Source organism: Streptomyces sp. AM6-12, assembly GCF_044327085.1.
Lineage (GTDB): Bacteria > Actinomycetota > Actinomycetes > Streptomycetales > Streptomycetaceae > Streptomyces.
Genome location: NZ_JBIQWN010000001.1, coordinates 4597344 through 4620403, shown reverse-complemented (window position 1 = coordinate 4620403; position 23060 = coordinate 4597344). Strand labels below are relative to the sequence as shown.

Annotated in this window: 23 protein-coding genes; 10 read left to right on the top strand and 13 right to left on the bottom strand. The window is 71.0% G+C overall.

Annotation, left to right across the window (positions count from 1 at the left end):
* Positions 1 to 14 precede the first annotated feature (14 nt).
* Entirely contained in the window at positions 15 to 332 is a 318-nt protein-coding gene (locus tag ACE4Q9_RS20945) for a DMT family transporter (RefSeq protein ID WP_397985753.1), read from the top strand.
* Between the two features lie 12 nt (positions 333 to 344).
* On the opposite strand, the gene ACE4Q9_RS20940 is transcribed toward ACE4Q9_RS20945, so the two are convergent.
* Complete coding sequence (locus ACE4Q9_RS20940) at positions 345 to 3065, bottom strand: transglycosylase domain-containing protein (RefSeq protein ID WP_397987279.1); 2721 nt, start codon at positions 3063 to 3065, stop codon at positions 345 to 347.
* A gap of 981 nt (positions 3066 to 4046) precedes the next feature.
* Between ACE4Q9_RS20940 and ACE4Q9_RS20935 the strand changes: the two genes are divergently transcribed.
* The 4 genes from ACE4Q9_RS20935 to ACE4Q9_RS20920 are packed head-to-tail and all read left to right on the top strand — an operon-like array spanning position 4047 to position 7299.
* The gene (locus ACE4Q9_RS20935) at positions 4047 to 4847 is read left to right on the top strand and encodes an ABC transporter permease (protein WP_397985752.1); all 801 of its coding nucleotides are present in this window, start codon (positions 4047 to 4049) and stop codon (positions 4845 to 4847) included.
* Positions 4848 to 4896: 49 nt separating this feature from the next.
* Entirely contained in the window at positions 4897 to 5661 is a 765-nt protein-coding gene (locus ACE4Q9_RS20930) for an ABC transporter permease (RefSeq protein WP_397987278.1), read from the top strand.
* Between the two features lie 6 nt (positions 5662 to 5667).
* Positions 5668 to 6639, top strand: coding sequence for an ATP-binding cassette domain-containing protein (locus ACE4Q9_RS20925; RefSeq protein ID WP_397985751.1), 972 nt, complete (start codon positions 5668 to 5670; stop codon positions 6637 to 6639).
* 9 nt (positions 6640 to 6648) lie between these two features.
* Positions 6649 to 7299 carry a DUF1707 domain-containing protein gene (locus tag ACE4Q9_RS20920; protein WP_397985750.1) on the top strand — a complete coding sequence of 217 codons (651 nt, stop codon included), beginning with the start codon at positions 6649 to 6651 and terminating at the stop codon, positions 7297 to 7299.
* A gap of 21 nt (positions 7300 to 7320) precedes the next feature.
* Here ACE4Q9_RS20920 and ACE4Q9_RS20915 read toward each other — a convergent pair whose 3' ends face one another.
* The 3 genes from ACE4Q9_RS20915 to ACE4Q9_RS20905 form a co-directional block, all read right to left on the bottom strand.
* Positions 7321 to 7707 carry a hypothetical protein gene (locus tag ACE4Q9_RS20915; RefSeq protein ID WP_397985749.1) on the bottom strand — a complete coding sequence of 129 codons (387 nt, stop codon included), beginning with the start codon at positions 7705 to 7707 and terminating at the stop codon, positions 7321 to 7323.
* A 76-nt stretch (positions 7708 to 7783) separates the two neighbouring features.
* Positions 7784 to 8521 carry a ribonuclease PH gene (rph, locus tag ACE4Q9_RS20910; protein WP_397985748.1) on the bottom strand — a complete coding sequence of 246 codons (738 nt, stop codon included), beginning with the start codon at positions 8519 to 8521 and terminating at the stop codon, positions 7784 to 7786.
* An 87-nt stretch (positions 8522 to 8608) separates the two neighbouring features.
* Positions 8609 to 8842 carry a PTS glucose/sucrose transporter subunit IIB gene (locus tag ACE4Q9_RS20905; protein ID WP_361248011.1) on the bottom strand — a complete coding sequence of 78 codons (234 nt, stop codon included), beginning with the start codon at positions 8840 to 8842 and terminating at the stop codon, positions 8609 to 8611.
* 195 nt (positions 8843 to 9037) lie between these two features.
* On the opposite strand from ACE4Q9_RS20905, the gene ACE4Q9_RS20900 reads away from it, so the two are divergent.
* Positions 9038 to 10318, top strand: a complete 1281-nt coding sequence (locus tag ACE4Q9_RS20900; protein ID WP_397985747.1) for a PTS transporter subunit EIIC — start codon at positions 9038 to 9040, stop codon at positions 10316 to 10318.
* A 179-nt stretch (positions 10319 to 10497) separates the two neighbouring features.
* Positions 10498 to 11763, top strand: a complete 1266-nt coding sequence (locus ACE4Q9_RS20895; RefSeq protein ID WP_397985746.1) for a PTS transporter subunit EIIC — start codon at positions 10498 to 10500, stop codon at positions 11761 to 11763.
* 67 nt (positions 11764 to 11830) lie between these two features.
* Here ACE4Q9_RS20895 and ACE4Q9_RS20890 read toward each other — a convergent pair whose 3' ends face one another.
* The gene (locus tag ACE4Q9_RS20890; protein WP_397985745.1) at positions 11831 to 12583 is read right to left on the bottom strand and encodes an MBL fold metallo-hydrolase; all 753 of its coding nucleotides are present in this window, start codon (positions 12581 to 12583) and stop codon (positions 11831 to 11833) included.
* 246 nt (positions 12584 to 12829) lie between these two features.
* On the opposite strand from ACE4Q9_RS20890, the gene ACE4Q9_RS20885 reads away from it, so the two are divergent.
* Complete coding sequence (locus tag ACE4Q9_RS20885; RefSeq protein ID WP_397985744.1) at positions 12830 to 13303, top strand: type II toxin-antitoxin system PemK/MazF family toxin; 474 nt, start codon at positions 12830 to 12832, stop codon at positions 13301 to 13303.
* 7 nt (positions 13304 to 13310) lie between these two features.
* On the opposite strand, the gene ACE4Q9_RS20880 is transcribed toward ACE4Q9_RS20885, so the two are convergent.
* From ACE4Q9_RS20880 to clpS, 8 genes are all read right to left on the bottom strand, one after another.
* Complete coding sequence (locus ACE4Q9_RS20880) at positions 13311 to 13745, bottom strand: hypothetical protein (RefSeq protein ID WP_397985743.1); 435 nt, start codon at positions 13743 to 13745, stop codon at positions 13311 to 13313.
* Between the two features lie 179 nt (positions 13746 to 13924).
* On the bottom strand, positions 13925 to 16015 hold the full coding sequence (locus ACE4Q9_RS20875; RefSeq protein ID WP_397985742.1) for a putative Ig domain-containing protein: 2091 nt from the start codon (positions 16013 to 16015) through the stop codon (positions 13925 to 13927).
* Between the two features lie 268 nt (positions 16016 to 16283).
* Positions 16284 to 17234, bottom strand: coding sequence for a PLP-dependent cysteine synthase family protein (locus ACE4Q9_RS20870; RefSeq protein ID WP_397985741.1), 951 nt, complete (start codon positions 17232 to 17234; stop codon positions 16284 to 16286).
* 15 nt (positions 17235 to 17249) lie between these two features.
* A complete protein-coding gene (locus tag ACE4Q9_RS20865) occupies positions 17250 to 17528 on the bottom strand; it encodes a MoaD/ThiS family protein (RefSeq protein ID WP_397985740.1) in 279 nt (92 codons plus the stop codon).
* Between the two features lie 185 nt (positions 17529 to 17713).
* Positions 17714 to 18136, bottom strand: coding sequence for a Mov34/MPN/PAD-1 family protein (locus ACE4Q9_RS20860; RefSeq protein ID WP_397985739.1), 423 nt, complete (start codon positions 18134 to 18136; stop codon positions 17714 to 17716).
* 144 nt (positions 18137 to 18280) lie between these two features.
* Positions 18281 to 19714, bottom strand: coding sequence for an amino acid permease (locus ACE4Q9_RS20855; protein ID WP_397985738.1), 1434 nt, complete (start codon positions 19712 to 19714; stop codon positions 18281 to 18283).
* A 328-nt stretch (positions 19715 to 20042) separates the two neighbouring features.
* The gene (locus tag ACE4Q9_RS20850) at positions 20043 to 20648 is read right to left on the bottom strand and encodes a DUF2017 domain-containing protein (RefSeq protein ID WP_397985737.1); all 606 of its coding nucleotides are present in this window, start codon (positions 20646 to 20648) and stop codon (positions 20043 to 20045) included.
* A 12-nt stretch (positions 20649 to 20660) separates the two neighbouring features.
* Entirely contained in the window at positions 20661 to 20978 is a 318-nt protein-coding gene (gene clpS, locus ACE4Q9_RS20845) for an ATP-dependent Clp protease adapter ClpS (protein WP_059249785.1), read from the bottom strand.
* A gap of 56 nt (positions 20979 to 21034) precedes the next feature.
* Between clpS and ACE4Q9_RS20840 the strand changes: the two genes are divergently transcribed.
* Together ACE4Q9_RS20840 and ACE4Q9_RS20835 are read left to right on the top strand one after the other, a co-directional pair.
* Complete coding sequence (locus ACE4Q9_RS20840; RefSeq protein ID WP_397985736.1) at positions 21035 to 22381, top strand: nicotinate phosphoribosyltransferase; 1347 nt, start codon at positions 21035 to 21037, stop codon at positions 22379 to 22381.
* An 84-nt stretch (positions 22382 to 22465) separates the two neighbouring features.
* The gene (locus ACE4Q9_RS20835; protein ID WP_397985735.1) at positions 22466 to 23059 is read left to right on the top strand and encodes a nicotinamidase; all 594 of its coding nucleotides are present in this window, start codon (positions 22466 to 22468) and stop codon (positions 23057 to 23059) included.
* Position 23060 lies beyond the last annotated feature (1 nt).

Below are 23060 nucleotides of genomic sequence, written 5' to 3'. Positions count from 1 at the left end.
TCGGAGGTGCCGTCATGGCCTGGGTTCTGCTTGTCGTGGCCGGTCTGCTGGAAGTGGGCTGGTCGATCGGGATGAAGTACAGCGAGGGTTTCACCCGGCCGCTGCCCAGTGTGCTCACCGGTGCCGGGATCATCGCCAGCATGCTGCTGCTGTCCTGCGCCGCCCGCTCCCTGCCCATCGGTACCGCCTACGGGGTGTGGGTCGGTATCGGCGCGGCCGGGGCGGCGGTGCTCGGCATGGTGGTGCTCGGCGAGCCGGTCACCGCCGCCCGGATCTTCTTCGTGTGTCTGCTGCTGGTCGCCGTGGTGGGACTGAAGGCGACCAGCAGCTAGCGCGGGCGTGACTCAGGTGCCGGGGCCGCCGCCGGGGCCGCCCCCGGCGGCGGTGCCCGTGCCGCCGCCCGCGGCCGCACCGCCGCCACCCGTGCCCGTGCCACCGCCGCCGGGTGCGCCGCCCGCCGCGGTGCCGCCGCCGCCCGTGGTGGTATCGCCGCCCGTGCCGCCGCCGACGGTGGCCGGGTCGGGGCCGGTCGTGCCGCCGCCCGTGGTGTCGCCGCCCGTGGTGTCACCGGTGGTGTCACCGCCGGTCGTCGCGCCGCCGTCGGTCGCGGTACCGGTGGTGCCGCCGTCGGTGGGGCCGCCGCTGGTGCTGTCGCCCGGCTCGGTGGAGGCGCCGGTGTCGCCGCCGCCCGTGGTGGCGGAGGAGCTGGGGTCGCCGGGGGCGGGCGGCTGCGTCTGGTTCGCGCCCTCCTGGAGCTGGAGGTCGAAGGACGAGGCCGGGCTGTTCTTCAGCGCGTCGTGGGTGTACTGGGCCCAGATCTGGGTGGGCGGGCCGCCACCGTTCATCCGGGCCTGGCCGAGCGCGCCGTACAGCGGCATGTGCTTGGCCGTCACCGGGTCCTGGCCCATCACGGAGACCACCGTGGCGAGGTCGGGGGTGTAGCCGGCGAACCAGGCGGCGGTGTCGTTCTCCGCGGTACCGGTCTTACCGGCCGCCGGACGGCCCGCGGCCTGCGCGGCGGTGGCGGTGCCGCCCTGGACCACGCTCTTGAGCATGCTGGTGGTGGTGTCGGCGGCGCTGCGGCTGACGGCCTGCTTGACGGGCGCGTCGGGCAGCTTGACCTCGTCGGTGCCGTTGCGGGTGATCTTCTTGACCATGGTGTAGGTGCCGTGCTTGCCGTGGTTGGCGAGCGTGGCGTACCCCTCCGCCATGTCCAGGACGCTGGCGGTGGCGGGGCCGAGCGCGATGGACGGGTACGGCTGGAGGTCCGGGGTGTCCGCGGGGATCCCCAGGTCGATCGCGGTCTGCTTGACCTTGGACGGGCCGACGTCTACCGCCATCTGCGCGTACACCGCGTTCACCGACAGGTCGGTGGCCTTGGTGACGGTGATCTGGCCGTACGACTTCTGGTCCTCGTTCTGCGGGGCGTACGCGCCGCCGTTCCAGCCCTGGACGGGGCGCTCGTTGGTGCCGTCGTACTGGGTGTTCGGGGTGATGCGGCGGCCGTCCTGGGTGGTGGACCCGTTCTCCACCGCGGAGGTGAAGACGAACGGCTTGAAGGTGGAGCCGACCTGGAAGTCACCGCGGGTCGCGCCGTTGGTGTACTGCTTCACGTAGTCGATGCCGCCGTACATCGCGACGACCTGGCCGGTCTTCGGGTCGACGGAGGCGCCGCCGGCCCGGACGTAGCTGTCGACCTTGTTGTTCTTCTTGTCCAGCTTGGACACGAGCTGGTCGTCCACCGCCTTGACGAAGGCGTCCTGCTTGTCCTTCTGGATGGTGGTCGTGATGCGGTAGCCGCCGGCCTCCAACTGGTCGGAGTCGAGGATGTGGTTGGCGATCAGGTAGTGCTTGACGGCGTCCACGAGGTAGCCGCGCTGGCCGGACATGCCGGTGGACAGCGTCTGCTCCTTCGGCATCGGGAACTTCATCCCGGCGCGCTTGGACTGGCTGAGCCAGCCCTGCTTGACCATGCCGTCCAGGACGTAGTTCCAGCGGGCCACGGCCGCGGACTTGTTCTCCGGGTGTGCGACGACGTCGTACTCGCTGGGCGCGTTGACGAGCGCGGCGAGGTAGGCGGCGCGGGCCGGGTCGAGGTCCTTGGCGTCGCGGCCGTAGTAGGCCTGGGCGGCGGCCTGGATGCCGTAGGCGTTGCGGCCGAAGTAGCTGGTGTTGAGGTAGCCCTCCAGGATCTCGTCCTTGGACTTGTTCCGGTCGAGCTTGATCGAGATGAAGAATTCCTTGGCCTTGCGGGTGACCGTCTGCTCCTGGCCCAGGTAGTAGTTCTTCACGTACTGCTGGGTGATCGTGGAGCCGGACTGCTTGCCCTTGCCGGTCGCGGTGTTCCAGGCCGCGCGGAGCATCGCCTTGGGGTCGACGGCGGACTCGGTGTAGAAGTCGCGGTCCTCGGCGGCCAGTACGGCGTGCTGGGCGTCCTTGGAGACCTCGGAGAGGGTGACCTTCTCCCGGTTGACCTGGCTGTCGCGGGTGTCGCGGGCGATCTGGGAGCCGTCGGCGTAGAGGTAGACGTTCGCCTGCTTGGTGGCGAGGGCGTTGGCGGGCGGGATGTCGACGAGGGAGTAGCCCACGAAGAACAGCCCGATGACCGCGAGCACGACGAAGACGAAGCCGCCGAGCACCATCTTCCAGGTCGGCAGGAGGCGCCGCCATCCGGTGCGCTTGGGCTTCTTGGCCTTCTTCTTGCCCTTGCCCTTGCCGTCGTCGGCGCCGGAGGCGGTGGTGGTGTCCGCGGCGGAGGGGGGCGTCGGGCCGGAGCCGGTCGCGGTACGGGGGCCGGCGGCGGCGCCGTTGGCGGTGGTCGCGGAGTTCGCGGCGTTCGCGGCACCGGCGAGGCCCGCGGCGCCCGCGGCTCCGGCCGTGCCCGCCGCCTTCGCGGTGCCGGCGGCGGCCGTGGCACCGGCGGCACCGGCGGCGGCCGCGCCTGCCGCGCGGGCGGCGCCCGGCCGGGAGCCGGTCGTGTGGGGGGTGGGGCCGGTCGCGGCCGTACCCGCCGTGGCGGGGCCGCCCGTTTCGCCCTGGCGCGGGGCGCTGACACGGCGGAGCACCTGGGTGGTCTCGGGCGCCGGCGGGTTCTGGCCGGACTTGCCCGACTTGCCGGACTGACCGGACTGACCGGACTGACCGGACTGACCGGACTGACCGGACTGACCGGACTTGCCAGGCTGACCGGGCTTCCCGGAGCCCTGGGACTCCCGCGGCGGCGTGACCCGGCGCAGCACCTGGGTGCTCTCGGCCGGCTGCTCGGGCGTACGCGCGCCGGGCACCTGCGGCTTGCCGGTGCCGGACGGCTCGCCGGAGTCACCGCGCTCGTCGGTGCCCTCGGCGGCCGGGGCCCCGCCCTTGTCGGTGCGGGCGTCCCGCGCCGCCTGCCGGGCACGGGCGATGGAGGCCGTACGGTCCTGCGGCGCGGGCACGGAACGGCGCGCCCCGTCGGCCGTCGCCGCGTCCGCGTCGCGGGCGGCGTCCCGGTCACCGGCGGGCGTGTCCCCACCCGCGGCCGCGCCCTGGCTCCTGCCCGCCCCTCGGGTCTCGTCGGCGCCCTGCGCCTTCCCGGCGGCCCCGGCCTTGCCGGAGCTCTTGCCGGGACCCTCGGTCCCGCGGGCGCCCTCGGCCCGCCCCCCGGACCTTCCGGTCCCCGCGGCCCCCTCGGCCTTCCCGGACTCCTCGGGCTTCTCCGGCCTCCCCTGCTCCTCGGTGTCCTTCACCCGTCCGGCCCCCTGCGAGGGGGTGGTGGGGGATCCCGGCGTCGGGCTCCCGGGCCTCGCAGCCGGCAGCGGCTTATCCGGTGCCACGCCTTCCTTCGGCTGCTGCGGCTGTGGCTCGTCGCTCATGTCGTGCACGGACTCCTGTTTCGCGTCGTACGTTCCCGTACGCCTTCTGCGGCCCCCCAGTCTGAAGACTCTCGCACCTGGCGTTCCGTTCCCGGATTCCGGCACGCTTCGGCCACAAAATGCGTGGCAGGCCGCCGGGCCTCCGGACTAGGCTCCTGCGCTTCGGTGTCGAGCGGTCCGAGGAGGTCGACTGACGTGGGCGCGGGACGGTTGTACGCGGCCGTGGCGTTAGGGGGATTCAGACGGTACGCGACGTATAGGGCCGCTACTGCGGCAGGGGTCTTCACCAATACGGTCTTCGGGCTCATTCTCGTCTACACCTACAAGGCCCTATGGGACCTGAAACCGCATCTGGGGGGATACGACCAGGCGCAGGCCGTCACCTTTGTGTGGCTGGGGCAGGCCTTCCTGTCGACGCTCGCGATCAGTGGCGGGGGCGTCGAGGACGAACTGATGGAACGCATCCGCACGGGGGACGTGGCGATCGACCTGTACCGGCCGGCCGACCTCCAGCTGTGGTGGCTGGCCGCCGACCTCGGCCGGGCGTTCTTCCAGCTGCTGGGGCGGGGCGTGGTGCCGTTCGTCTTCGGCGCGCTGGTCTTCCCGGCGTACCTGCCGTCGGCTCCGGGCACCTGGGCCGCGTTCCTGCTGGCCGTGCTGCTGGCGATGCTGGTCGGCTTCGGCCTGCGCTATCTGGTGGCGCTCAGCGCGTTCTGGCTGCTGGACGGCACCGGGGTGAACCAGATGACGTGGCTGCTCGGCTACTTCTGCTCGGGGATGCTGCTGCCGCTGAACGTGTTTCCGGGGGTGCTCGGCACCGTCGTACGCGCCCTGCCCTGGTCCTCGCTCCTCCAGGCGCCGGCGGACATCCTGCTCGGGCACGGTGACCCGGTGCGCACCTATCTGTTCCAGGGGGCGTGGGCCGTGGTGCTGCTCGGGGCCGGGCGGCTGCTCCAGTCGGTGGCGACGCGGCGGGTGGTGGTGCAGGGTGGCTGAGCGCGGGCGGCTCGCCGAGGGCGCGCGGGCGTACGGGCTGATCGCCGGGATGTGGATCCGGTCCACGATGGCGTACCGGGCGTCGTTCGCGATGACCACGTTCGGGAGTTTCGCGGCGACCTTCTTCGATTTCGTCGCGATCATGCTGATGTTCTCGCGGGTGCGTGCCCTCGGCGGCTGGTCGCTGCCCGAGGTGGCGTTCCTGTACGGCCTGTCGGCGGTCTCCTTCGGCCTGGCGGACCTGGTGATCGGCTCGATGGACCGGCTGGGGCGGCGGCTGCGGGACGGCACGCTGGACGCGCTGCTGGTGCGGCCCGCGCCGGTACTGGCGCAGGTGGCGGCGGACCGGTTCGCGCTGCGGCGCCTGGGCCGGCTGGCCCAGGGCTCGCTGGTGCTGGGCTGGGCGCTGACCCGGCTGGACGTCGACTGGAGCGCGGGCCGGGTGCTGCTGATGCCGCTGGCGGTGCTCGCCGGCTGCGGGATCTTCTGCGCGGTGTTCGTGGCCGGGGCGGCCTTCCAGTTCGTGGCGCAGGACGCGGCCGAGGTGCAGAACGCCTTCACGTACGGCGGTACGACGCTGCTCCAGTACCCGCCGACGGTGTTCGGGAAGGACCTGGTGCGCGGGGTGACGTTCGTGCTGCCGCTGGCCTTCGTCAACTGGCTGCCCGCGAGCTACATCCTCGGGCGGCCCTATCCGCTGGACCTGCCGGGCTGGCTGGCCTGGACGACCCCGCTGGTGGCGGCGGCCTGCTGCGCGCTGGCCGGGCTGGCCTGGCGGGCGGGACTTCGTTCGTACCGGAGCACAGGGAGCTAGGACCTCATGGACGTCAGGGACGACTTCATCGCGCTGGAGGAGGTGGAGAAGGTCTTCTCGGTGCGCCGCAAGACCGGTTTCCTCCAGCGGGAGCGGCACGAGGTACGGGCGGTGGACTCGCTGTCGTTCACCGTGGCGCGCGGGGAGATGGTGGGCTACATCGGGCCGAACGGCGCGGGCAAGTCGACCACGATCAAGATGCTGACCGGCATCCTGACGCCGAGCGGGGGCCGGCTGCGGGTCGCGGGCATCGACCCCTCGCGCGAGCGCCGGCGTCTCGCGCACCGGATCGGGGTGGTGTTCGGGCAGCGCACCACGCTGTGGTGGGACCTGCCGCTGCTCGACTCGTACCGGCTCGCGCACCGCATGTACCGCATCCCGGACGCCCGTTACCGGCAGAACCTGGACCGGCTGGTCGAACTCCTGGAGCTGCGCACTCTGTTGGACACCCCGGTGCGCCAGCTCTCGCTGGGGCAGCGGATGCGCGGGGACATCGCGGCGGCGCTGCTGCACGACCCGGAGGTGCTGTACCTGGACGAGCCGACGATCGGCCTGGACGTCGTCTCCAAGGCCAAGGTGCGGGGCTTCCTGCGGGAGTTGAACGCCGCGAGCGGTACGACCGTGCTGCTGACCACGCACGACCTCCAGGACATAGAGCAGCTGTGCTCCCGGGTGATGGTGATCGACCACGGCCGGCTGATGTACGACGGTCCGCTCACCGGGCTGCACGAGGCCGGGGAGAGCGAGCGGACCCTGGTGGTGGACCTGGAGCGGGAGCTGCCGCCGGTGGATGTGCCGTCGGCGCGGGTGGTACGGGTGGAGGGGCCCCGGCAGTGGCTGGCGTTCCCGGCCGGGCGGTCGGCGGCGCCGCTGGTCGCCGATCTCGCGGCGCGCTATCCGCTGGTGGACCTGTCGGTGCGGGAGCCGGACATCGAGGCCGTCATCGCCAAGATGTACGCGGAGAAGGTGGTCTCGTAGGCTGCTGCCATGACCGACGACGCACGTCCGGAACTCCGCGCCTCCGACGCCGACCGGGAACGGATCGCCGAGGTGCTGCGCGACGCCCTCGCCGAAGGGCGCCTCGACATGGGCGAGTTCGAGGAACGGCTGGAGGCGGCGTACCGGGCGCGTACGTACGGCGAGCTGGCCCCGCTCACCCGCGATCTGCCCGCGAGCGCGGCCCCCGCGCCGGTCTCCTTCACCAAGCAGCCGGTGGCGGAAGGCAGTTGGGCCTCCCGCATCGTCGGCGGCGCGGGCACCTCCTCGGGCGGCGTCGCCATCCTGTCCGGCTTCGAGCGCAAGGGCCGCTGGACCGTGCCCAAGCGCTTCAACTGCCTCGCCTTCATGGGAGGCGCCGACATCGACCTGCGCGACGCGGACTTCGCCGACCGCGAGGTGGAGATCAACGTCGTGGCGATCATGGGCGGCGTGCAGGTGACCGTGCCGCCGGGCGTCGAGGTCGTCGTCCGGGGCCTCGGCATCATGGGCGCGTTCGAACACCCGCGGGACGAGGGTTTCACCGAGGAACCGGGCGCCCCGAGGGTGATCATCGGGGGGTTCGCGTTCTGGGGCGGGGTGGGGGTGGAGCGCAAGGCGGGCAAACGCGCCCTGAAGGGGCGCCGCGAACTGCGCGACTAGCCAGGGCGGACCCGCACCCGACTACTTCGCGCACCCCTTCGTCAGCTCCCCCGCCGCGTCCGTCACCGGCCCCACGTCCGGCGTCCGGTCCCCGTTGCGGATGGCCGTACGCACGTTCCCCACGGCCTTGTCGAGATCGTCGACCGCCTCGTTGACGTCGGCGTCGTCCGTCCTGTCCCCGATCTTCCGCACGTTCCTCTCGATCGCGTCGAGCGCGGAATCGGCCTGCTCCGGATCGTGCGCGGCGTTCTCCACCGCCTGCTGGAGGCGCGTCACGCTGTCGGCGATGGTGTCGGCGGTGTGCACGCAGTCCATCGCCTTGTGCGCGGCGTCGCAGCCGCCGACGAGACCGGCGGTGAGCACGGCGGTCGCCGCGATGACGGCGAGACGGCCTCGGCTGGCGGCCATGATGGTGTTCCCCTCCCCAGGGATGTCGCTGCGCTGCGTAGAGGTAGGACGCGGGGAGGGGCCACCGGGTTGCCCGTTACGGGGCGAGCGTGTCCGCCAGGGCCGCCCGCTGGTGCGCGGCCAGCGCGTCGCAGCCGCCGACCGCGAGGTCGAGCAGCGCGTTCAGCTCGTCACGGGCGAAGGGCTCCGCCTCCGCGGTGCCCTGGACCTCGACGAAGCGGCCGTCGCCGGTGCAGACGACGTTCATGTCGGTCTCGGCGCGCACGTCCTCCTCGTAGCACAGGTCGAGAAGGGGGACGCCGCCGACGATGCCGACGGAGACCGCGCTCACCGTGCCGGTCAGCGGCTGCCGGCCGACCTTGATCAGCTTCTTGCCGCGCGCCCAGGTGACCGCGTCGGCGAGGGCGACGTACGCGCCGGTGATGGCCGCGGTGCGGGTGCCGCCGTCGGCCTGGAGGACGTCGCAGTCGAGGACGATGGTGTTCTCGCCGAGCGCCTTGTAGTCGATGACGGCGCGCAGCGAGCGGCCGATGAGCCGGGAGATCTCGTGGGTGCGGCCACCGATGCGGCCCTTGACCGACTCGCGGTCGCCGCGGGTGTTGGTGGCGCGGGGCAGCATGGAGTACTCCGCGGTGACCCAGCCCTCACCGCTGCCCTTGCGCCAGCGCGGGACGCCCTCGGTGACGGAGGCGGTGCAGAAGACCCTGGTGTCGCCGAAGGAGACGAGGACGGAGCCCTCGGCGTGCTTGCTCCATCCGCGTTCGATGGTGACCGGGCGGAGCTGATCGGGGGTACGGCCGTCGATGCGAGACATGGCATGGAGCCTAGCCGTAGATGCGGAAGGGGCTCCTCCCGCGTCGGGAGGAGCCCCTTACCGGTGAATCCCGGCCGGATCCGGGTCTCACATCATGTCTTCGATCTCCGCGGCGATCGGGTCGGCGTCGGTGCCGATGACGACCTGCACGGCGGTACCCATCTTGACGACGCCGTGGGCGCCGGCGGCCTTCAGGGCGGCGTCGTCCACCAGCGAGGGGTCGGACACCTCGGTGCGCAGCCGGGTGATGCAGCCCTCGATCTCCTCGATGTTGTCGATCCCGCCGAGGCCGGCGACGATCTTCTCAGCCTTGCTGGCCATGTTGCTTCTCCCTGATCCGAACCGCTTAGTCGCAGTAACCCACAGTTGGCCCATCTTCGCGAGCGGTCATGCCGTCCGTGCCGAAGGATGGCGATCACGACAGCGGAACCGTCCGGGCAACTGGTCTACACCAGCGGGGGGACGGTCGCCAAACCGCGCCGAGTCGAGTGGCCGTCGAGTGGCCGGAGGACGCCCATGAGCGAGGGGAGCGTGGCGCGGCAGCGCTGGGGCCGGCTGTTCCAGGGCATGCAGAAGATGGGGCGCAGCCTTCAGCTGCCGATCGCGGTGCTGCCGGCCGCGGGTCTGCTGATCGGGCTCGGGCAGCCGGGGGTGGTGGGCGCCGGCGGGCTGGGCTGGACGACGGTCGCGAAGGTGACGCGGGGTGCGGGCGGGGCGCTGCTGGACGGTTCGCTGGGGCTGCCGCTGCTGTTCTGCGTGGGCGTGGCGATCGGCATGGCGAAGAAGGCGGACGGCTCGACGGCGCTCGCGGCGGTCGCGGGCTTCCTCGTCTACTACGGAGTGCTGCACCAGTTCCCGGCGGACTGCCCGGCCGGTTCGAGGACGCTGCCGGGGATCGGCTGCCGGGCCGGGGACGGGACGGTGGCGGCGTTCACCTTCCAGAACCCGGGGGTCTTCGGCGGGATCGTGCTGGGTCTGCTGGCCGCGTTCCTGTGGGCGCGGTTCCACCGGACGCGGCTGGTGGACTGGCTCGGCTTCTTCAACGGGCGACGCCTGGTGCCGATCCTGATGGCGTTCACGGCCATCCTGTTCGCGGCGCTGTGCCTGTGGGTGTGGCCGCCGATCGGCGCGGGGCTGGAGAGCTTCAGCCGCTGGCTGCACGCGGCCGGGGCGTGGGGGGCCGGGCTGTTCGGCGTCACCAACCGGGCGCTGCTGGTGGTGGGCCTGCACCAGTTCCTGAACGTGCCCATCTGGTTCCAGTTCGGCAGCTACCGGCAGCCGGACGGGACGGTGGTGCACGGCGACATCAGCATGTTCCTGGCGGGTGATCCGCACGCGGGGCAGTTCACCTCGGGCTTCTTCCCGATCATGATGTTCGCGCTGCCGGCCGCGGCGCTGGCGATCACGCACTGCGCGAAGCCGCACCGCCGCAAGGAGGTCGGCGGGCTGATGCTGTCGGTGGCGCTGACGTCGTTCGTCACGGGGATCACCGAGCCGATCGAGTACTCGTTCATGTTCATCGCGCCGGTCCTGTACGCGGTCCACGCGGTGCTCACCGGGGTGTCCATGGCGGTGACGTGGGCGCTGGGAGTGCACGACGGCTTCAGTTTCTCGGCGGGGCTGATCGACTACGTCATCAACTGGCACCTGGCGACCAGGCCCTGGCTGATCATCCCGATCGGCCTGTGCTTCGCGGTGGTCTACTACGCGGTCTTCCGCTTCGCCATCACCCGGTTCGACCTCAGGACGCCGGGCCGTGAGCCGGAGGCGGAGACCGAGGACGCGGCGGAACTCTGACACCGCCGGACCCCCTGGCCGGCGGCCACCGCGCGTAGCGCTCCCGTCGCGGAATTCGCGGTTCCTTATGGCACCTTCATCGTGCTACAACAGGTCTACACCAGTAAGTGGTGTAGACCAGAGACGCTGCCGTCCCCTTCCATGGTTCCCGGGCGGCGCCTTGCCTACTGGAGGAACACGTGACCACGGCGACCACCGCTCCGGCGGCCGAGAAGAAGAAGGGCGCCGGCGTGATGGCCGTGCTGCAGCGCATCGGCCGCAGCCTGATGCTGCCGGTGGCGGTACTGCCGGCCGCCGCCCTCCTGGTCCGCCTCGGCAACACCGACATGCTGGGCCGCCCGGACTTCCCGGCGTTCCTGACGAAGATCGCGTCCTTCATGGCGGCGGGCGGCAACGCCATCCTCGACAACATGCCGCTGCTGTTCGCGGTCGGCATCGCGATCGGCTTCGCGAAGAAGTCGGACGGCTCGACGGCGCTCGCCGCGGTCGTCGGCTACCTGGTCTTCAAGAACGTCCTGGGCACGTTCACCGACAAGAGCCTGCCGAAGGTGGCCACCGCCGTCGACGGCAAGGTGGTCATGGTCAACGCCCCGGCGGACGCCAAGGTCCTCGGCGGCGTGGTGATGGGCCTCGTCGTCGCCCTGATCTACCAGCGCTTCTACCGCACCAAGCTGCCCGACTGGGCGGGCTTCTTCGGCGGCCGCCGGCTCGTCCCGATCCTCTCGGCCTTCGCCGGTCTGGTGCTCGGCATCGTCTTCGGCTACATCTGGCCGATCCTCGGCACGGGTCTGCACAACTTCGGCGAGTGGCTGGTCGGCTCGGGCGCGGTCGGCGCGGGCATCTTCGGTGTCGCCAACCGCGCGCTGCTCCCGATCGGCATGCACCACCTGCTGAACTCCTTCCCCTGGCTGCAGGCCGGCGAGTACCACGGCAAGAGCGGCGACATCGCCCGCTTCCTGGCCGGCGACCCGACCGCGGGCCAGTTCATGACCGGCTTCTTCCCGATCATGATGTTCGGCCTGCCGGCCGCCTGCCTCGCCATCGTGCACTGCGCCCGCCCCGAGCGCCGCAAGGTCGTCGGCGGCATGATGCTCTCGCTCGCGCTGACGTCCTTCGTCACCGGTGTCACGGAGCCCATCGAGTTCACGTTCATGTTCATCGCGCCGGCCCTGTACGCGATCCACGCGGTGCTCACCGGTGTCTCGCTGGCGCTGACCTGGGCGCTGGGTATGAAGGACGGCTTCGGCTTCTCCGCCGGCGCGATCGACTTCCTGCTGAACCTGGGCATAGCCAGCAACCCGTGGGGCCTGGCCCTGGTCGGCGTGTGCTTCGGCGCCGTGTACTACGTCGTCTTCCGCTTCGCCATCACCAAGTTCAACCTGCCCACTCCGGGCCGTGAGTCCGACGAGGAACTCGCCGAACTCCAGAAGGCCGAGGCCAAGTAGTACCCGCGCGAGACGAGGGCCCCGGAACCTTGAAGGTTCCGGGGCCCTCGTCCTGTCGTACCGTCCCTCAGACCTCGTACACCGCGCCCGGTGCCGCCAGATCCACCGGGCCGGCGAAGGCCGCGCGGGCGTCGCGGAGGTTGACCTCCGGGTCGGTCCAGGGGGCGATGTGGGTCAGGACCAGGCGGCGGGCGGCGGCGCGGGTGGCGGTCTCGCCGGCCTCGCGGCCGTTGAGATGGAGGTCGGGGATGTCCTCCTTGCCGTACGTGAACGCCGCCTCGCACAGGAACAGGTCGGCGTCGCGGGCCAACTCGTCCAGTACGGGGGTGACCCCGGTGTCCCCGGAGTACGTGAGGGACCTGCCCCCGTGCTCGATGCGGATGCCGAACGCTTCCACGGGGTGGCGGACCCGGTCGGTGTGCACCGTGAAGGGGCCGATCTCGAACGTGGCCGGCTTGACGGTGCGGAAGTCGAAGACCTCGCCCATCGAGGAGGCGGCGGGCGTGTCGCCGTGCGCCGTGGTCAGACGGTGCTCGGTGCGCTCGGGGCCGTAGACCGGCAGCGCGGGGCAGCGGCCGCCGTCGTGGCGGTAGTAGCGCGCCACGAAGTACCCGAGCATGTCGATGCAGTGATCGGCGTGCAGATGACTGAGGAAGATCGCGTCGAGGTCGTAGAGACCGCAGTGGCGCTGCAACTCGCCCAGGGCGCCGTTGCCCATGTCGAGAAGCAGCCGGAAGCCGTCGGCCTCGACGAGGTAGCTCGAACAGGCCGATTCCGCGGACGGGAACGACCCCGAGCAGCCGACGACGGTGAGCTTCATGAAGCAGAAACCTCCGTAGGCGAAGACAGGTGGGCCGAGGGCCCCACAGGGACAGGGCACCTCGGAAAGGGCTGACGGGGGTCGTGCGGTCCGTCGAGCGTACGGCGCCCGGCGGCGGGCCGCTCCTTCGCCAGGGGCCGTTGTGGGCGAACTCACCTGTGCTGTCACCGGTTCGGCTGGCCCCAGGGGCGCACGGGATCCGTACAAGGGCGCGCGTCTTCGGCCGCGCGCCGGTAACGTCGTCGTATGGACACGTCCTGGTGGCTGGCGCTCGCCGCGGTGGTGCTGCTCGCGCTGGTGGCCTCGGTCATCGACGGGTGGGGCCGCGGGCGCCGGCCCGGCGGGCGGCGGCTGCGGCCACCGGGCCGGGCCGGCACCAGGGAGCGGCACGCGCCGCCGGGGCACGGCGGGCTCCCGTCACCCGGTGACATCTGGTGGGCGAACGTGCCGTACGAGGACCGCGCGGAGGTCAAGGACCGGCCCTGCCTGGTGCTGGCGGTGCGCGGGGACCGGGCCATGGTCGCGAAGATCACCACCAAGTACCACGACGAGCGCGCCGGGGTGATCCCGCTGCCGCCCGGCGCGGTGGGCGACGCGCGGGGCCGCCCGAGCTTCCTCCAGACCGACGAGCTGCGCGAGGTGCCGGTGAGCGACTTCCGCCGCCGGGTGGGAGTGGTCGACCCGGTCCTGTGGGACCAGGTGCGCCACCTCGCCCGTTAGCGGCGCGTCAGTTGCTTTTCACCATCACGGTGACCGTCCACTCCTGGATGCCCTTGCAGGACATCTGGCCGGGGTCGGTGGCGCACATGGGGCGGGAGGACGTGAGTTTTCCGGTGCCCGGCGCGCTCGCCTGGTAGGCGGCCTCGGCATTGCCCGGCCGCATGACGAGGCCGGAGTTGACCGGCTTGAGGGCGCCGCCGGTGACGGTGACCGGCTTCCAGGGGCGTTCCTTGGTGCCGCCGAGGCTGAGCCGTATCTCTCCGCCCTTGGCCAGGCAGAGGGTACGGCCGCTGTCGGCCGCCGTCAGCCGCACCTGGTTGCGGCACACCGGGCCGCCGGGGGCCGGGGAGACCTTCGCGCTGCCGGTGGAGCTGGTGTGGGTGCCGCAGCCCGCGAGGAGCAGCGGGGTGGCCGCGAGGGCGAGAAGTGTCGTACGGCGCATGGGGGGGGACCGCCTTTCTGCGGGGCCGCCGGTCGGCCCGCCTGGTACGGATGGGACGTACCGCGGCCCCGGACGGATCCCGCCACGGGGCAAAGTACCGGCCAACGAACGGATCCCGCACGCGGAGTTCCGCGTGCGGGATCGCAGGGTGGTTCAGGTGGTCCGGGTGGCGCGGGTGATCAGCTGGTGGTCAGGGACGTGTCGTCCACGACGAAGCTGGTCTGGAGCGAGGAGTCCTCCACGCCGTTGAACTTCAGGGTGACCGTCTGGCCCGCCAGCGAGGACAGGTCGAAGGTCTTCTGCACGTAGCCCGTGGACTGGTTCAGGTTCGAGTACGAGGCCAGGGTGGTCGAACCGGCGGTGACCGTCAGCTTGTCGTACGCGGTGCTGGTGCTGGTCTCCGCGGTGTCGACGTGCAGGTAGAAGGAGAGGGTCGCCTTGCAGCCCGCGGGGATCGTCACCGACTGGGCCAGGGAGTCGGTGTGCGAGGTGCCGTAGCCGTCCAGCCACGCCTTGTACGAACCGGAGTGGGCGGCCTCACCGCTGTCGTTGGTGATGACGCCGCTGGAGGCGGTCCAGCCGGTGTTGCCCGACTCGAAGCCGGGGTTGGCGAGCAGCTGCGTCGAGGAGCAGCCGCCGCCACCGCCGCTGGTGCTCACGGTCCAGGTGAAGGAGGTGGAGCCGGTGGCGCCGGTGGAGTCGGTCGCCGTCACGGTGACCTGGTAGGTGCCCGCGGTGGACGCGGTACCGGAGATCACGCCGGTGGAGCTGTTGATCGACAGGCCGGTCGGCAGGCCGGAGGCGCTGTAGGTCAGGGCCGCGCCCGCGCTGTCCGACGCCTTGATCGAGAGGCTGACGGAGCTGCCGGTCGTGGTGGACTGGTTGCCCGGGTTGGTGACGGAGACGGTGTTGCCGCCGGTGCTGCCGCCCGCGGTGAAGGCGGTGGTGCCGTTCGGGGTGCCCCAGCCGGTCGGGCCGTCGTAGCCGGCCTGCGCCTTGCAGTAGTACGCCGTGGTGCAGGAGCCGTTGGAGCCGCTCGTCACGTCGTTCAGGTTGCCGGTGTGGCTGTAGGGGTACTTCGCCGGGTAGTCGCCGGAGCCCGGCGTGCCCGCGAGCGCGTAGACGCTGGCGATGATCGGCGAGGAGGCGCTGGTGCCGCCGTAGACCGCCCAGCCGCTGCCGCCGTAGGTGTCGTAGACCGCCACACCGGTGGCCGGGTCGGCGACCGCGGAGACGTCGGACTCCATGCGCTTGGAGCAGCCGGAGTCGGTCTGCCAGCTCGGCTTCGGGTCGTACGCCGAGCAGCCGGAGCCGGTGCCCTCGGTGGAGCTGGTGTTCCACACCGACTCGCTCCAGCCACGGGAGTTGGAGGCGGTGGTCAGCGCGGTACCGCCGACGGCGGTCACGTACTGGGAGGTCGCCGGGTACTCGGCACCGTAGCCCTCGTCACCGGCGGAGACGGTGATCGCGACGCCCGGGTGCTTGAAGTACTGGCTGTCCTCGCTGGTCTGCGAGGAGCTTTCGGAGCCGCCCCAGCTGTTGGAGACGAACTTGGCGCCCAGCGCGACGGCCTCGTTCTCGGCCGCGCCCAGGTCCGCGTCGGTGGCCGAGTTGGCCTCCACGAGGACGATGTTGCAGTTCGGGCAGACCGCGCTGACCATGTCGATGTCGAGCATCTCTTCGCCGGCCCAGCCGCTGTCGTTGGTCGGCAGCGAGGTGGTGGAGCCGGTCTGGCTGACCTGCTTGAAGCAGCCGTTGGCCTTGGTGCAGGCGGACAGGCCGTACTGGGACCGGTAAGTGGCCAGGTCCGACTCGGCGTTGGGGTCGTTGAAGGCGTCGACGATACCCACGGTCATGCCCGAACCGGCCGTGGTCGGCAGGTTGTAGGCGCTGTGCAGGTTGGCCGGGGAGAGACCGGACGGCGTGGCGTCGGGCGCGATCGCCGCTTCCAGCTTCTGCTTGATGTCCGTGCGGCGCTGGGCGAAGCAGGACACGTGGCCCGGCGTGTGGTCCGCGGCGCACAGGTGGGCCGTGGGGACCTTCTGCCCGGCCTTGCCGGTCGAGTGGAAGGTCTGCCGCTGGGGGGCGGTCAGCGCCTGGTTGTTCGTGGTGACCTTGCTGGTCGCCGGGTGGGCCGCGACGGCGGGCTGGGCCGCCCCGGCCGTCGGTGCGGCGGCGAATCCGGCGACGGTCAGGGAGAGAGCGGGAAAGGCGACGGCCAGAAGTCTTCGCGCACTTCGGGTTCGCCCGCTCGGGCGTGACTCACGCATGTGGGTACTGCCTCCATCGGGAAGTGGGGTTTCTCGCACTGGTTGGCAGCCCGTGACGCGCGTAGCGGCGACCACGCAGTCATGAGCATGACACCTCAGACACTCGTCGTGTCGGCTGAACGTGACATGACAGGGTGCGGGAGGAACCTAGCCCCGGCGACGGACTACCGGGCAGTACCGGACGGAATTCTTTGCTCGTCCATAGGAACGGCTTAGCCCCCTCGTGAGAGGGGGCTGGTGAGCGCTTGAGACGTAACCTGGCCGGAACTCAGGCCCAGAGCTGGCCCTGGAGGGTGTCGATGGCGGCCTCCGTGGTCGCGGCCGTGTAGACGCCGGTGGAGAGGTACTTCCAGCCGCCGTCCGCCACGACGAAGACGATGTCGGCGGACTCCCCCGCCTTGACCGCCTTGCGGCCGACGCCGATCGCGGCGTGCAGGGCGGCGCCGGTGGAGATGCCCGCGAAGATGCCCTCCTGCTGGAGGAGTTCACGGGTGCGGGTGACCGCGTCGGCGGAGCCCACCGAGAAGCGGGTGGTGAGGACGGAGGCGTCGTACAGCTCGGGGACGAAGCCCTCGTCCAGGTTGCGCAGGCCGTAGACCAGGTCGTCGTAGCGCGGCTCGGCGGCCACGATGCGCACGTCCGGCTTGTGCTCGCGCAGATAGCGGCCGACGCCCATCAGGGTGCCGGTGGTGCCGAGGCCCGCGACGAAGTGGGTGACCGAGGGCAGGTCGGCGAGGATCTCCGGGCCGGTGGTGGCGTAGTGCGCGCCCGCGTTGTCCGGGTTGCCGTACTGATAGAGCATAACCCAGTCGGGGTGCTCGGCCGACAGCTCCTTGGCCACCCGTACCGCGGTGTTCGAGCCGCCCGCGGCCGGCGAGGAGATGATCTCCGCGCCCCACATGCCGAGCAGGTCCCGGCGCTCCTGGGAGGTGTTCTCCGGCATCACGCACACCATCCGGTACCCCTTGAGCTTGGCCGCCATGGCCAGCGAGATGCCGGTGTTGCCGGAGGTCGGCTCCAGGATGGTGCAGCCGGGGGTGAGCCGGCCGTCCTTCTCCGCCTGCTCGATCATGTGCAGCGCGGGCCGGTCCTTGACCGAGCCGGTGGGGTTGCGGTCCTCCAGCTTCGCCCAGATGCGGACCTCGGGGGACGGCGACAGCCGCGGCAGGCGCACCAGAGGGGTGTTGCCCACCGCGGCCAGCGGGGAGTCGTAGCGCATGCCGCTCGCGGCCGATCAGCGCATCCCGCCGGCGACGGCCGGCAGGATCGTGACGTTGTCGCCGTCGGACAGCTTGGTGTTGATGCCGTCCAGGAAGCGGACGTCCTCGTCGTTCAGGTAGACGTTGACGAACCGGCGCAGCTGGTCGCCGTCCACGATGCGGGCCTGGATGCCCGTGTACCGGCTCTCCAGGTCGGTGAACAGCTCGGCGAGGGTGTTCCCGCTGCCCTCCACGGCCTTCTGGCCGTCGGTGTACGTGCGGAGGATGGTCGGGATGCGGACCTCGATGGCCATGGTTGCGGGCTCCTGTCGGAAGGGTCTTCGGGGCTGCGGGCTCGGTACGCCAGCCGAGGAGCGCACTTCCTCAGAGGCCGAGGGCGCGCACCACAGTCGTAACCATGGGCTCATCGTATCGATTCCCGGTCACCGGACCCGAATGTGATCCCATCTGGCGGACGAATCCCGCTCGAATGCTGAGATCAGTAGCTTTCGACGACCCTGACCTCCTCCTCGGTGACCTCTCCGTCCACGATCCGGAAGGACCGGAACTGGAACTCGCCGAGGCCGTCGGTGTCCGCCGTGGAGACCAGGACGTAGTGGGCGCCGGGCTCGTTGGCGTACGAGATGTCCGTGCGGGAGGGGTACGCCTCGGTCGCGGTGTGCGAGTGGTAGATGACCACCGGCTCCTCGTCGCGGTCGTCCAGCTCCCGGTAGAGCTTGAGCAGATCGCCGGAGTCGAACTCGTAGAAGGTCGGCGACATGGCCGCGTTCAGCATCGCGACGAACCGCTCGGGGCGGTCCGAACCGGCCGGCCCCGCGACGACGCCGCACGCCTCGTCGGGGTGGTCCTTGCGGGCATGGGCGACGATCTGGTCGTACAGGGCGCGGGTGATGGTCAGCATGCCCGCAAGGATAAGCAGAGGGCCGTCTCGTACCGAGGGATGGTACGAGACGGCCCGCATGCTGGACGTCCTGAGCGGCGGCCGGCGGGGGCGCCACGAGTGCTCCCGGCGGCCGGACGTCCCGGAGGGGGTCCGGCGGTGGCGTCAGCGCTTGGCGAAGGCCGCGGCCTGCGGGTTGCGGCGCTTGAGCACCGCGTACGAGACGCCGAGGATCGCACCCCACAGCGGCGCGCAGTACAGCGAGACCCTGGCGTCCTTGTCGATGCCCATCAGCACGATCACCATGCCGATGAACAGCAGCGCGAGGACGCTGGCGTACGGGGCGCCGGGGGCCCGGAACTCCGAGCGGGGCAGCAGCCCGCGGTCGGACGCCCTCCGGTAGCGGATGTGGCAGATCAGGATGACGATCCACGCCCACATGCCGGAGATGGTCGCGAAGGAGACGACGTAGTCGAACGCCTTGCCCGGCCACTGGTAGTTGATCCAGACACCGACGAGCATCAGCGCGGCGGAGAACGTGGTGCCGACGAGGGGGGTGCCGCTGCGCGTCAGCTTGGTGAACAGCTTGGGGCCCTGGCTGTTGAGCGCCAGGTCACGCAGCATGCGGCCGGTGGAGTACATGCCGGAGTTGCAGGAGGAGAGCGCGGCCGTCAGGACCACGAAGTTGACGATGCCGGCACCGACCGACAGGCCCATCTTCTGGAAGGCGGCCACGAAGGGGCTCACCCCGGCGTGGAACTCGGTCCACGGCACCACCGAGAGGATCATGATCAGCGCGCCGACGTAGAAGACGGCGATCCGCCACGGCACGGTGTTGATCGCCTTGGGCAGCACCTTCTTGGGGTCCTTGGACTCGCCCGCGGTCACCCCGACCAGCTCGACGGCGAGGAAGGCGAACATGACCATCTGGAGCGTCATCAGGGTGCCGCCGACGCCGTGCGGGAAGAAGCCGCCCTCGTTCCACAGGTGGCTCACCGAGGCCGTGTCGCCGGCGTCGGAGAAGCCGATCGTCAGGATGCCCGCGCAGATCAGGATCATGCCCATGATCGCGGTCACCTTGACCATGGAGAACCAGAACTCCAGTTCGCCGAAAAGCTTCACGGAGATCAGGTTGGCGGCGTAGAGCACGATCGTGAAGATCAGCGCCGAGGCCCATTGCGGGATGCTGAACCAATACGTCATGTAGGCCGCCGCGGCCGTGACCTCGGTGATACCGGTGACCACCCAGAACAGCCAGTACGTCCAGCCGGTGACAAAGCCCGCGAAGGGGCCGATGAACTCGCGCGCGTACTCCGAGAACGAGCCGGAGACCGGTCGGTACATCAGCAGTTCGCCGAGCGCGCGCATGATGAAGAAGATGACGAGGCCCGCGATGGCGTACGCCAGGATCAGGCTGGGTCCCGCCTTGGAAATGCCCTTGCCCGCGCCGAGGAACAGACCGGTGCCGATGGCACCGCCGATGGCGATCATCTGGATCTGGCGGGAGCCGAGCCCGCGCTGATAACCCTCGCCCTCGCCGCCCTCCGCCCGCGCGGACTCGGTGCCGTCGGAACGCTGGTCGACCTGCGCTGAGGTCATGGTGGTGCGCCTTTCTCCATTCCGGTCCCGGCCTTTCGTCGGCCGCGGACCGGGTTTCGAATCCCCCCGGATTGATGGAGTCGTTGCCTGGCCGACGGTCGTCGGCTCGGTGGCGCACCCGGCCGAACAAGGGTGGTGTTCGCCGGGCGGTCGTGAAGATTTATCACGACCGCAATATTGATCGCGGGATGGGAATGTGGCGCGCTTCACAGGGAAAAGCGGACAAAGAGCGGGTGAATGCGGCAAACCAGGCCGCAACGGTGACGGGATCGTTATCCGGATTTGAGCGTCCGCTGAGCGAACGCCCAAATCCCCGCAGTCACCGACATCACGGCATAAGGGTCGACACCAGGGTCTCCTGGAGGCCGCCCAGCCACAGATAGGCCATCACCATCGGCTTGCGCGGGTCCTCGTCGGGGAGCCGGTAGAGCAGCTCGGTGTCGTCGTCGTCCGTGATCTCCAGCCGGGAGCCGATCGCGAGGCGCAGGTCGTTCAGCGAGCCGAGCCAGCGCCGGGACTCCTCGGGGGACAGCTTCAGCACGGCGCCGCCCTCGTCCACCGGGGCGAGCGCGTCCAGGCTGCGGATCACCGCGAGCGCGTTCTCCCGCTTGCCGGCCCTCAGGTCGTTCTCCGTGAAGCGGCGGAACTCGGCGGAGTGCGCGCGCCGCTCCTCGGCCTGGGCGGGCGAGTCCGGGGCCTGCTCCGGGTCGCAGTAGGCGTCCGGGAAGAGGCGGCGCAGCACCGGGTCGGCGGGCGGCTCGCTCGGGCCCTGTGCGAACAGCTCGGCGAGCGGGTCGCTGGGGGCGTCCGCGCCGGGGCCCGGTCCGATCAGCTCCAGGAGCTGGACGGCGAGCGAGCGGATGATGGAGATCTCGACGTCGTCGAGCGCGACGGCCGCGCCGCCGCCGGGGAGCGGTTCGAAGTGTCCGGGCATGTGATCGGGTCGCTACTTCCGGTCCTGCTGGAGGGTGGCCCACAGACCGTAGCCGTGCATCGCCTGCACGTCGCGCTCCATCTCCTCGCGGCTTCCGCTGGAGACGACCGCCCGGCCCTTGTGGTGGACGTCGAGCATGAGCTTGGTGGCCTTGTCCTTGGAGTAGCCGAAGTACGTCTGGAAGACGTACGTCACATAGCTCATGAGGTTGACCGGGTCGTTGTGCACGATGGTGACCCAGGGGACGTCGGGCTCGGGTACGGCGAAGACCTCCTCCGCCGACTCGGTGCGTTCGATCTCTACGGGCGCGGGTGACGTCACAGTGCCCATGCTGCCACGGCCTCCGGAAATCGTCACACTGACGAATAGGGGGTACCATTCTCGCCATGGACACAGCGGACCTTCGGCTGCCGGTGGATGTTCCCTCGACGGCACTCTTCACGGACCAGTACGAGCTGACGATGTTGCAGGCCGCGCTGAAGGCCGGTACGGCCGAGCGGCGCAGCGTGTTCGAGGTCTTCACCCGGCGGCTGCCGGAGGGGCGGCGCTACGGCGTGGTCGCGGGCACCGGGCGCGTCCTGGACGCGGTGGAGAACTTCCGCTTCGACGAGGACCTCCTCGGCTTCCTGAGCGAGCAGCGGATCGTCGACGAGGAGACCCTGGCGTGGCTGGCCGGATACCGGTTCACCGGGGACATCTGGGGCTACCCCGAGGGCGAGGTGTACTTCCCCGGCTCCCCGGTCCTGCGGGTGGAGGGCAGCTTCGCCGAGTGCGTGCTGCTGGAGACGGTGATCCTCTCCATCCTCAACCACGACTCGGCGATCGCGGCCGCCGCCTCCCGGATGGCCTCCGCCGCGGGGGACCGCCCGCTGATCGAGATGGGCGCCCGCCGCACCCACGAGCTGGCGGCCGTCGCCGCCGCCCGCGCCGCCTACGTGGGCGGCTTCGCCACCACGTCCGACCTCGCGGCCGGCTTCCGCTACGGCATCCCGACCGTCGGCACCTCCGCGCACGCCTTCACCCTGCTGCACGACCACGAGCGGGACGCCTTCCAGGCCCAGGTGGACACCCTGGGCCCCGGCACCACGCTGCTGGTGGACACGTACGACGTCACCGAGGCGGTCCGTACGGCGGTGGAGGTGGCCGGGCCCGAGCTGGGCGCGGTGCGCATCGACTCCGGCGACCTGCTCCTGGTCGCGCACCGGGTCCGCCAGCAGCTCGACGAGCTGGGCGCGGCCGACACCAAGATCGTGGTCACCTCCGACCTGGACGAGTACGCCATCGCCTCGCTGGCCGCGGCCCCCGTGGACGCGTACGGCGTGGGCACCCAGCTGGTCACCGGCTCCGGGCATCCGACCGCGTCCATGGTCTACAAGCTGGTCGCGCGCGCCGAGACCGCGGACCCGGAGGCCCCGCTGGTGCCGGTCGCGAAGAAGTCCAGCGGCGGCAAGGCGTCCGTCGGCGGCCGCAAGTGGGCGGCGCGGCGGCTGGACGCGGACGGGGTGGCCGAGGCGGAGGTCGTGGGCACCGGGTCAGTACCGGCGGAGCTCGCGGACCGGCAGCTGCTGGTCCGGCTGGTGGAGGACGGCCGGGTCGTGGCGCGCGAGCCGCTGGACGTGCCGCGCGCGCGGCACATCGCCGCGCGGGCGAACCTCCCGCTGTCCGCGACGCAGCTGTCGCGGGGGGAACCGGTGCTCCCGACGGAGTACGTGCACGAACGCTCGGGTAGCTAGAGCGGGACCGCTGCCCGCCCCCTCCCCCAAGGGCCCGGAATTCTCTAGGCTCGGGTACTTCACCACCAGGAGAAGGACACCATCATGCGTCGCGCGTTGATCGTCGTGGATGTGCAGAACGACTTCTGCGAGGGGGGCAGCCTCGCGGTGACCGGGGGCGCGGACGTGGCCGCCGCGATCACCGAGCTGATCGGGCAGGCGGGCGGCACCGGGTACCGGCACGTGGTGGCCACACGGGACTGCCATATCGCGCCCGGCGGCCACTTCGCGGACGACCCGGACTACGTGCGCTCCTGGCCGGCGCACTGCGTCGCCGGCACGGAGGGCGTGGGCTTCCACCCCAACTTCGCCCCCGCGGTCGCCTCCGGCGCGATCGACGCCGTCTTCGACAAGGGCGCCTACTCCGCCGCCTACAGCGGCTTCGAGGGCACCGACGAGAACGGCACCCCGCTCGCCGACTGGCTGCGCGCCCGCGAGGTCGACGAGGTGGACGTGGTGGGCATCGCCACCGACCACTGCGTCCGGGCGACCGCCCTGGACGCCGTCCGGGAAGGCTTCCGCGCCCACGTCCTGCTGGACCTGACGGCGGGCGTCTCCCCGGAGACGACGGAGAAGGCCCTGGAGGAGCTGCGGGAAGCGGGCGTGGAGCTGACGGGAAAGCCGGTCGTGAGCGGCTGAT

Bases quoted from the DNA above. Each gene is read 5' to 3' on its own strand.
- ACE4Q9_RS20945 (WP_397985753.1), top strand. From the start codon at position 15: ATGGCCTGGGTTCTGCTTGTCGTGGCCGGTCTGCTGGAAGTGGGCTGG.
- ACE4Q9_RS20930 (WP_397987278.1), top strand. From the start codon at position 4,897: ATGTGGATCCGGTCCACGATGGCGTACCGGGCGTCGTTCGCGATGACC.
- ACE4Q9_RS20925 (WP_397985751.1), top strand. From the start codon at position 5,668: ATGGACGTCAGGGACGACTTCATCGCGCTGGAGGAGGTGGAGAAGGTC.
- ACE4Q9_RS20920 (WP_397985750.1), top strand. From the start codon at position 6,649: ATGACCGACGACGCACGTCCGGAACTCCGCGCCTCCGACGCCGACCGG.
- ACE4Q9_RS20915 (WP_397985749.1), bottom strand. From the start codon at position 7,707: ATGGCCGCCAGCCGAGGCCGTCTCGCCGTCATCGCGGCGACCGCCGTG.
- rph (WP_397985748.1), bottom strand. From the start codon at position 8,521: ATGTCTCGCATCGACGGCCGTACCCCCGATCAGCTCCGCCCGGTCACC.
- ACE4Q9_RS20905 (WP_361248011.1), bottom strand. From the start codon at position 8,842: ATGGCCAGCAAGGCTGAGAAGATCGTCGCCGGCCTCGGCGGGATCGAC.
- ACE4Q9_RS20900 (WP_397985747.1), top strand. From the start codon at position 9,038: ATGAGCGAGGGGAGCGTGGCGCGGCAGCGCTGGGGCCGGCTGTTCCAG.
- ACE4Q9_RS20890 (WP_397985745.1), bottom strand. From the start codon at position 12,583: ATGAAGCTCACCGTCGTCGGCTGCTCGGGGTCGTTCCCGTCCGCGGAA.
- ACE4Q9_RS20885 (WP_397985744.1), top strand. From the start codon at position 12,830: ATGGACACGTCCTGGTGGCTGGCGCTCGCCGCGGTGGTGCTGCTCGCG.
- ACE4Q9_RS20880 (WP_397985743.1), bottom strand. From the start codon at position 13,745: ATGCGCCGTACGACACTTCTCGCCCTCGCGGCCACCCCGCTGCTCCTC.
- ACE4Q9_RS20875 (WP_397985742.1), bottom strand. From the start codon at position 16,015: ATGCGTGAGTCACGCCCGAGCGGGCGAACCCGAAGTGCGCGAAGACTT.
- ACE4Q9_RS20870 (WP_397985741.1), bottom strand. From the start codon at position 17,234: ATGCGCTACGACTCCCCGCTGGCCGCGGTGGGCAACACCCCTCTGGTG.
- ACE4Q9_RS20865 (WP_397985740.1), bottom strand. From the start codon at position 17,528: ATGGCCATCGAGGTCCGCATCCCGACCATCCTCCGCACGTACACCGAC.
- ACE4Q9_RS20860 (WP_397985739.1), bottom strand. From the start codon at position 18,136: ATGCTGACCATCACCCGCGCCCTGTACGACCAGATCGTCGCCCATGCC.
- ACE4Q9_RS20855 (WP_397985738.1), bottom strand. From the start codon at position 19,714: ATGACCTCAGCGCAGGTCGACCAGCGTTCCGACGGCACCGAGTCCGCG.
- ACE4Q9_RS20850 (WP_397985737.1), bottom strand. From the start codon at position 20,648: ATGCCCGGACACTTCGAACCGCTCCCCGGCGGCGGCGCGGCCGTCGCG.
- clpS (WP_059249785.1), bottom strand. From the start codon at position 20,978: ATGGGCACTGTGACGTCACCCGCGCCCGTAGAGATCGAACGCACCGAG.
- ACE4Q9_RS20840 (WP_397985736.1), top strand. From the start codon at position 21,035: ATGGACACAGCGGACCTTCGGCTGCCGGTGGATGTTCCCTCGACGGCA.
- ACE4Q9_RS20835 (WP_397985735.1), top strand. From the start codon at position 22,466: ATGCGTCGCGCGTTGATCGTCGTGGATGTGCAGAACGACTTCTGCGAG.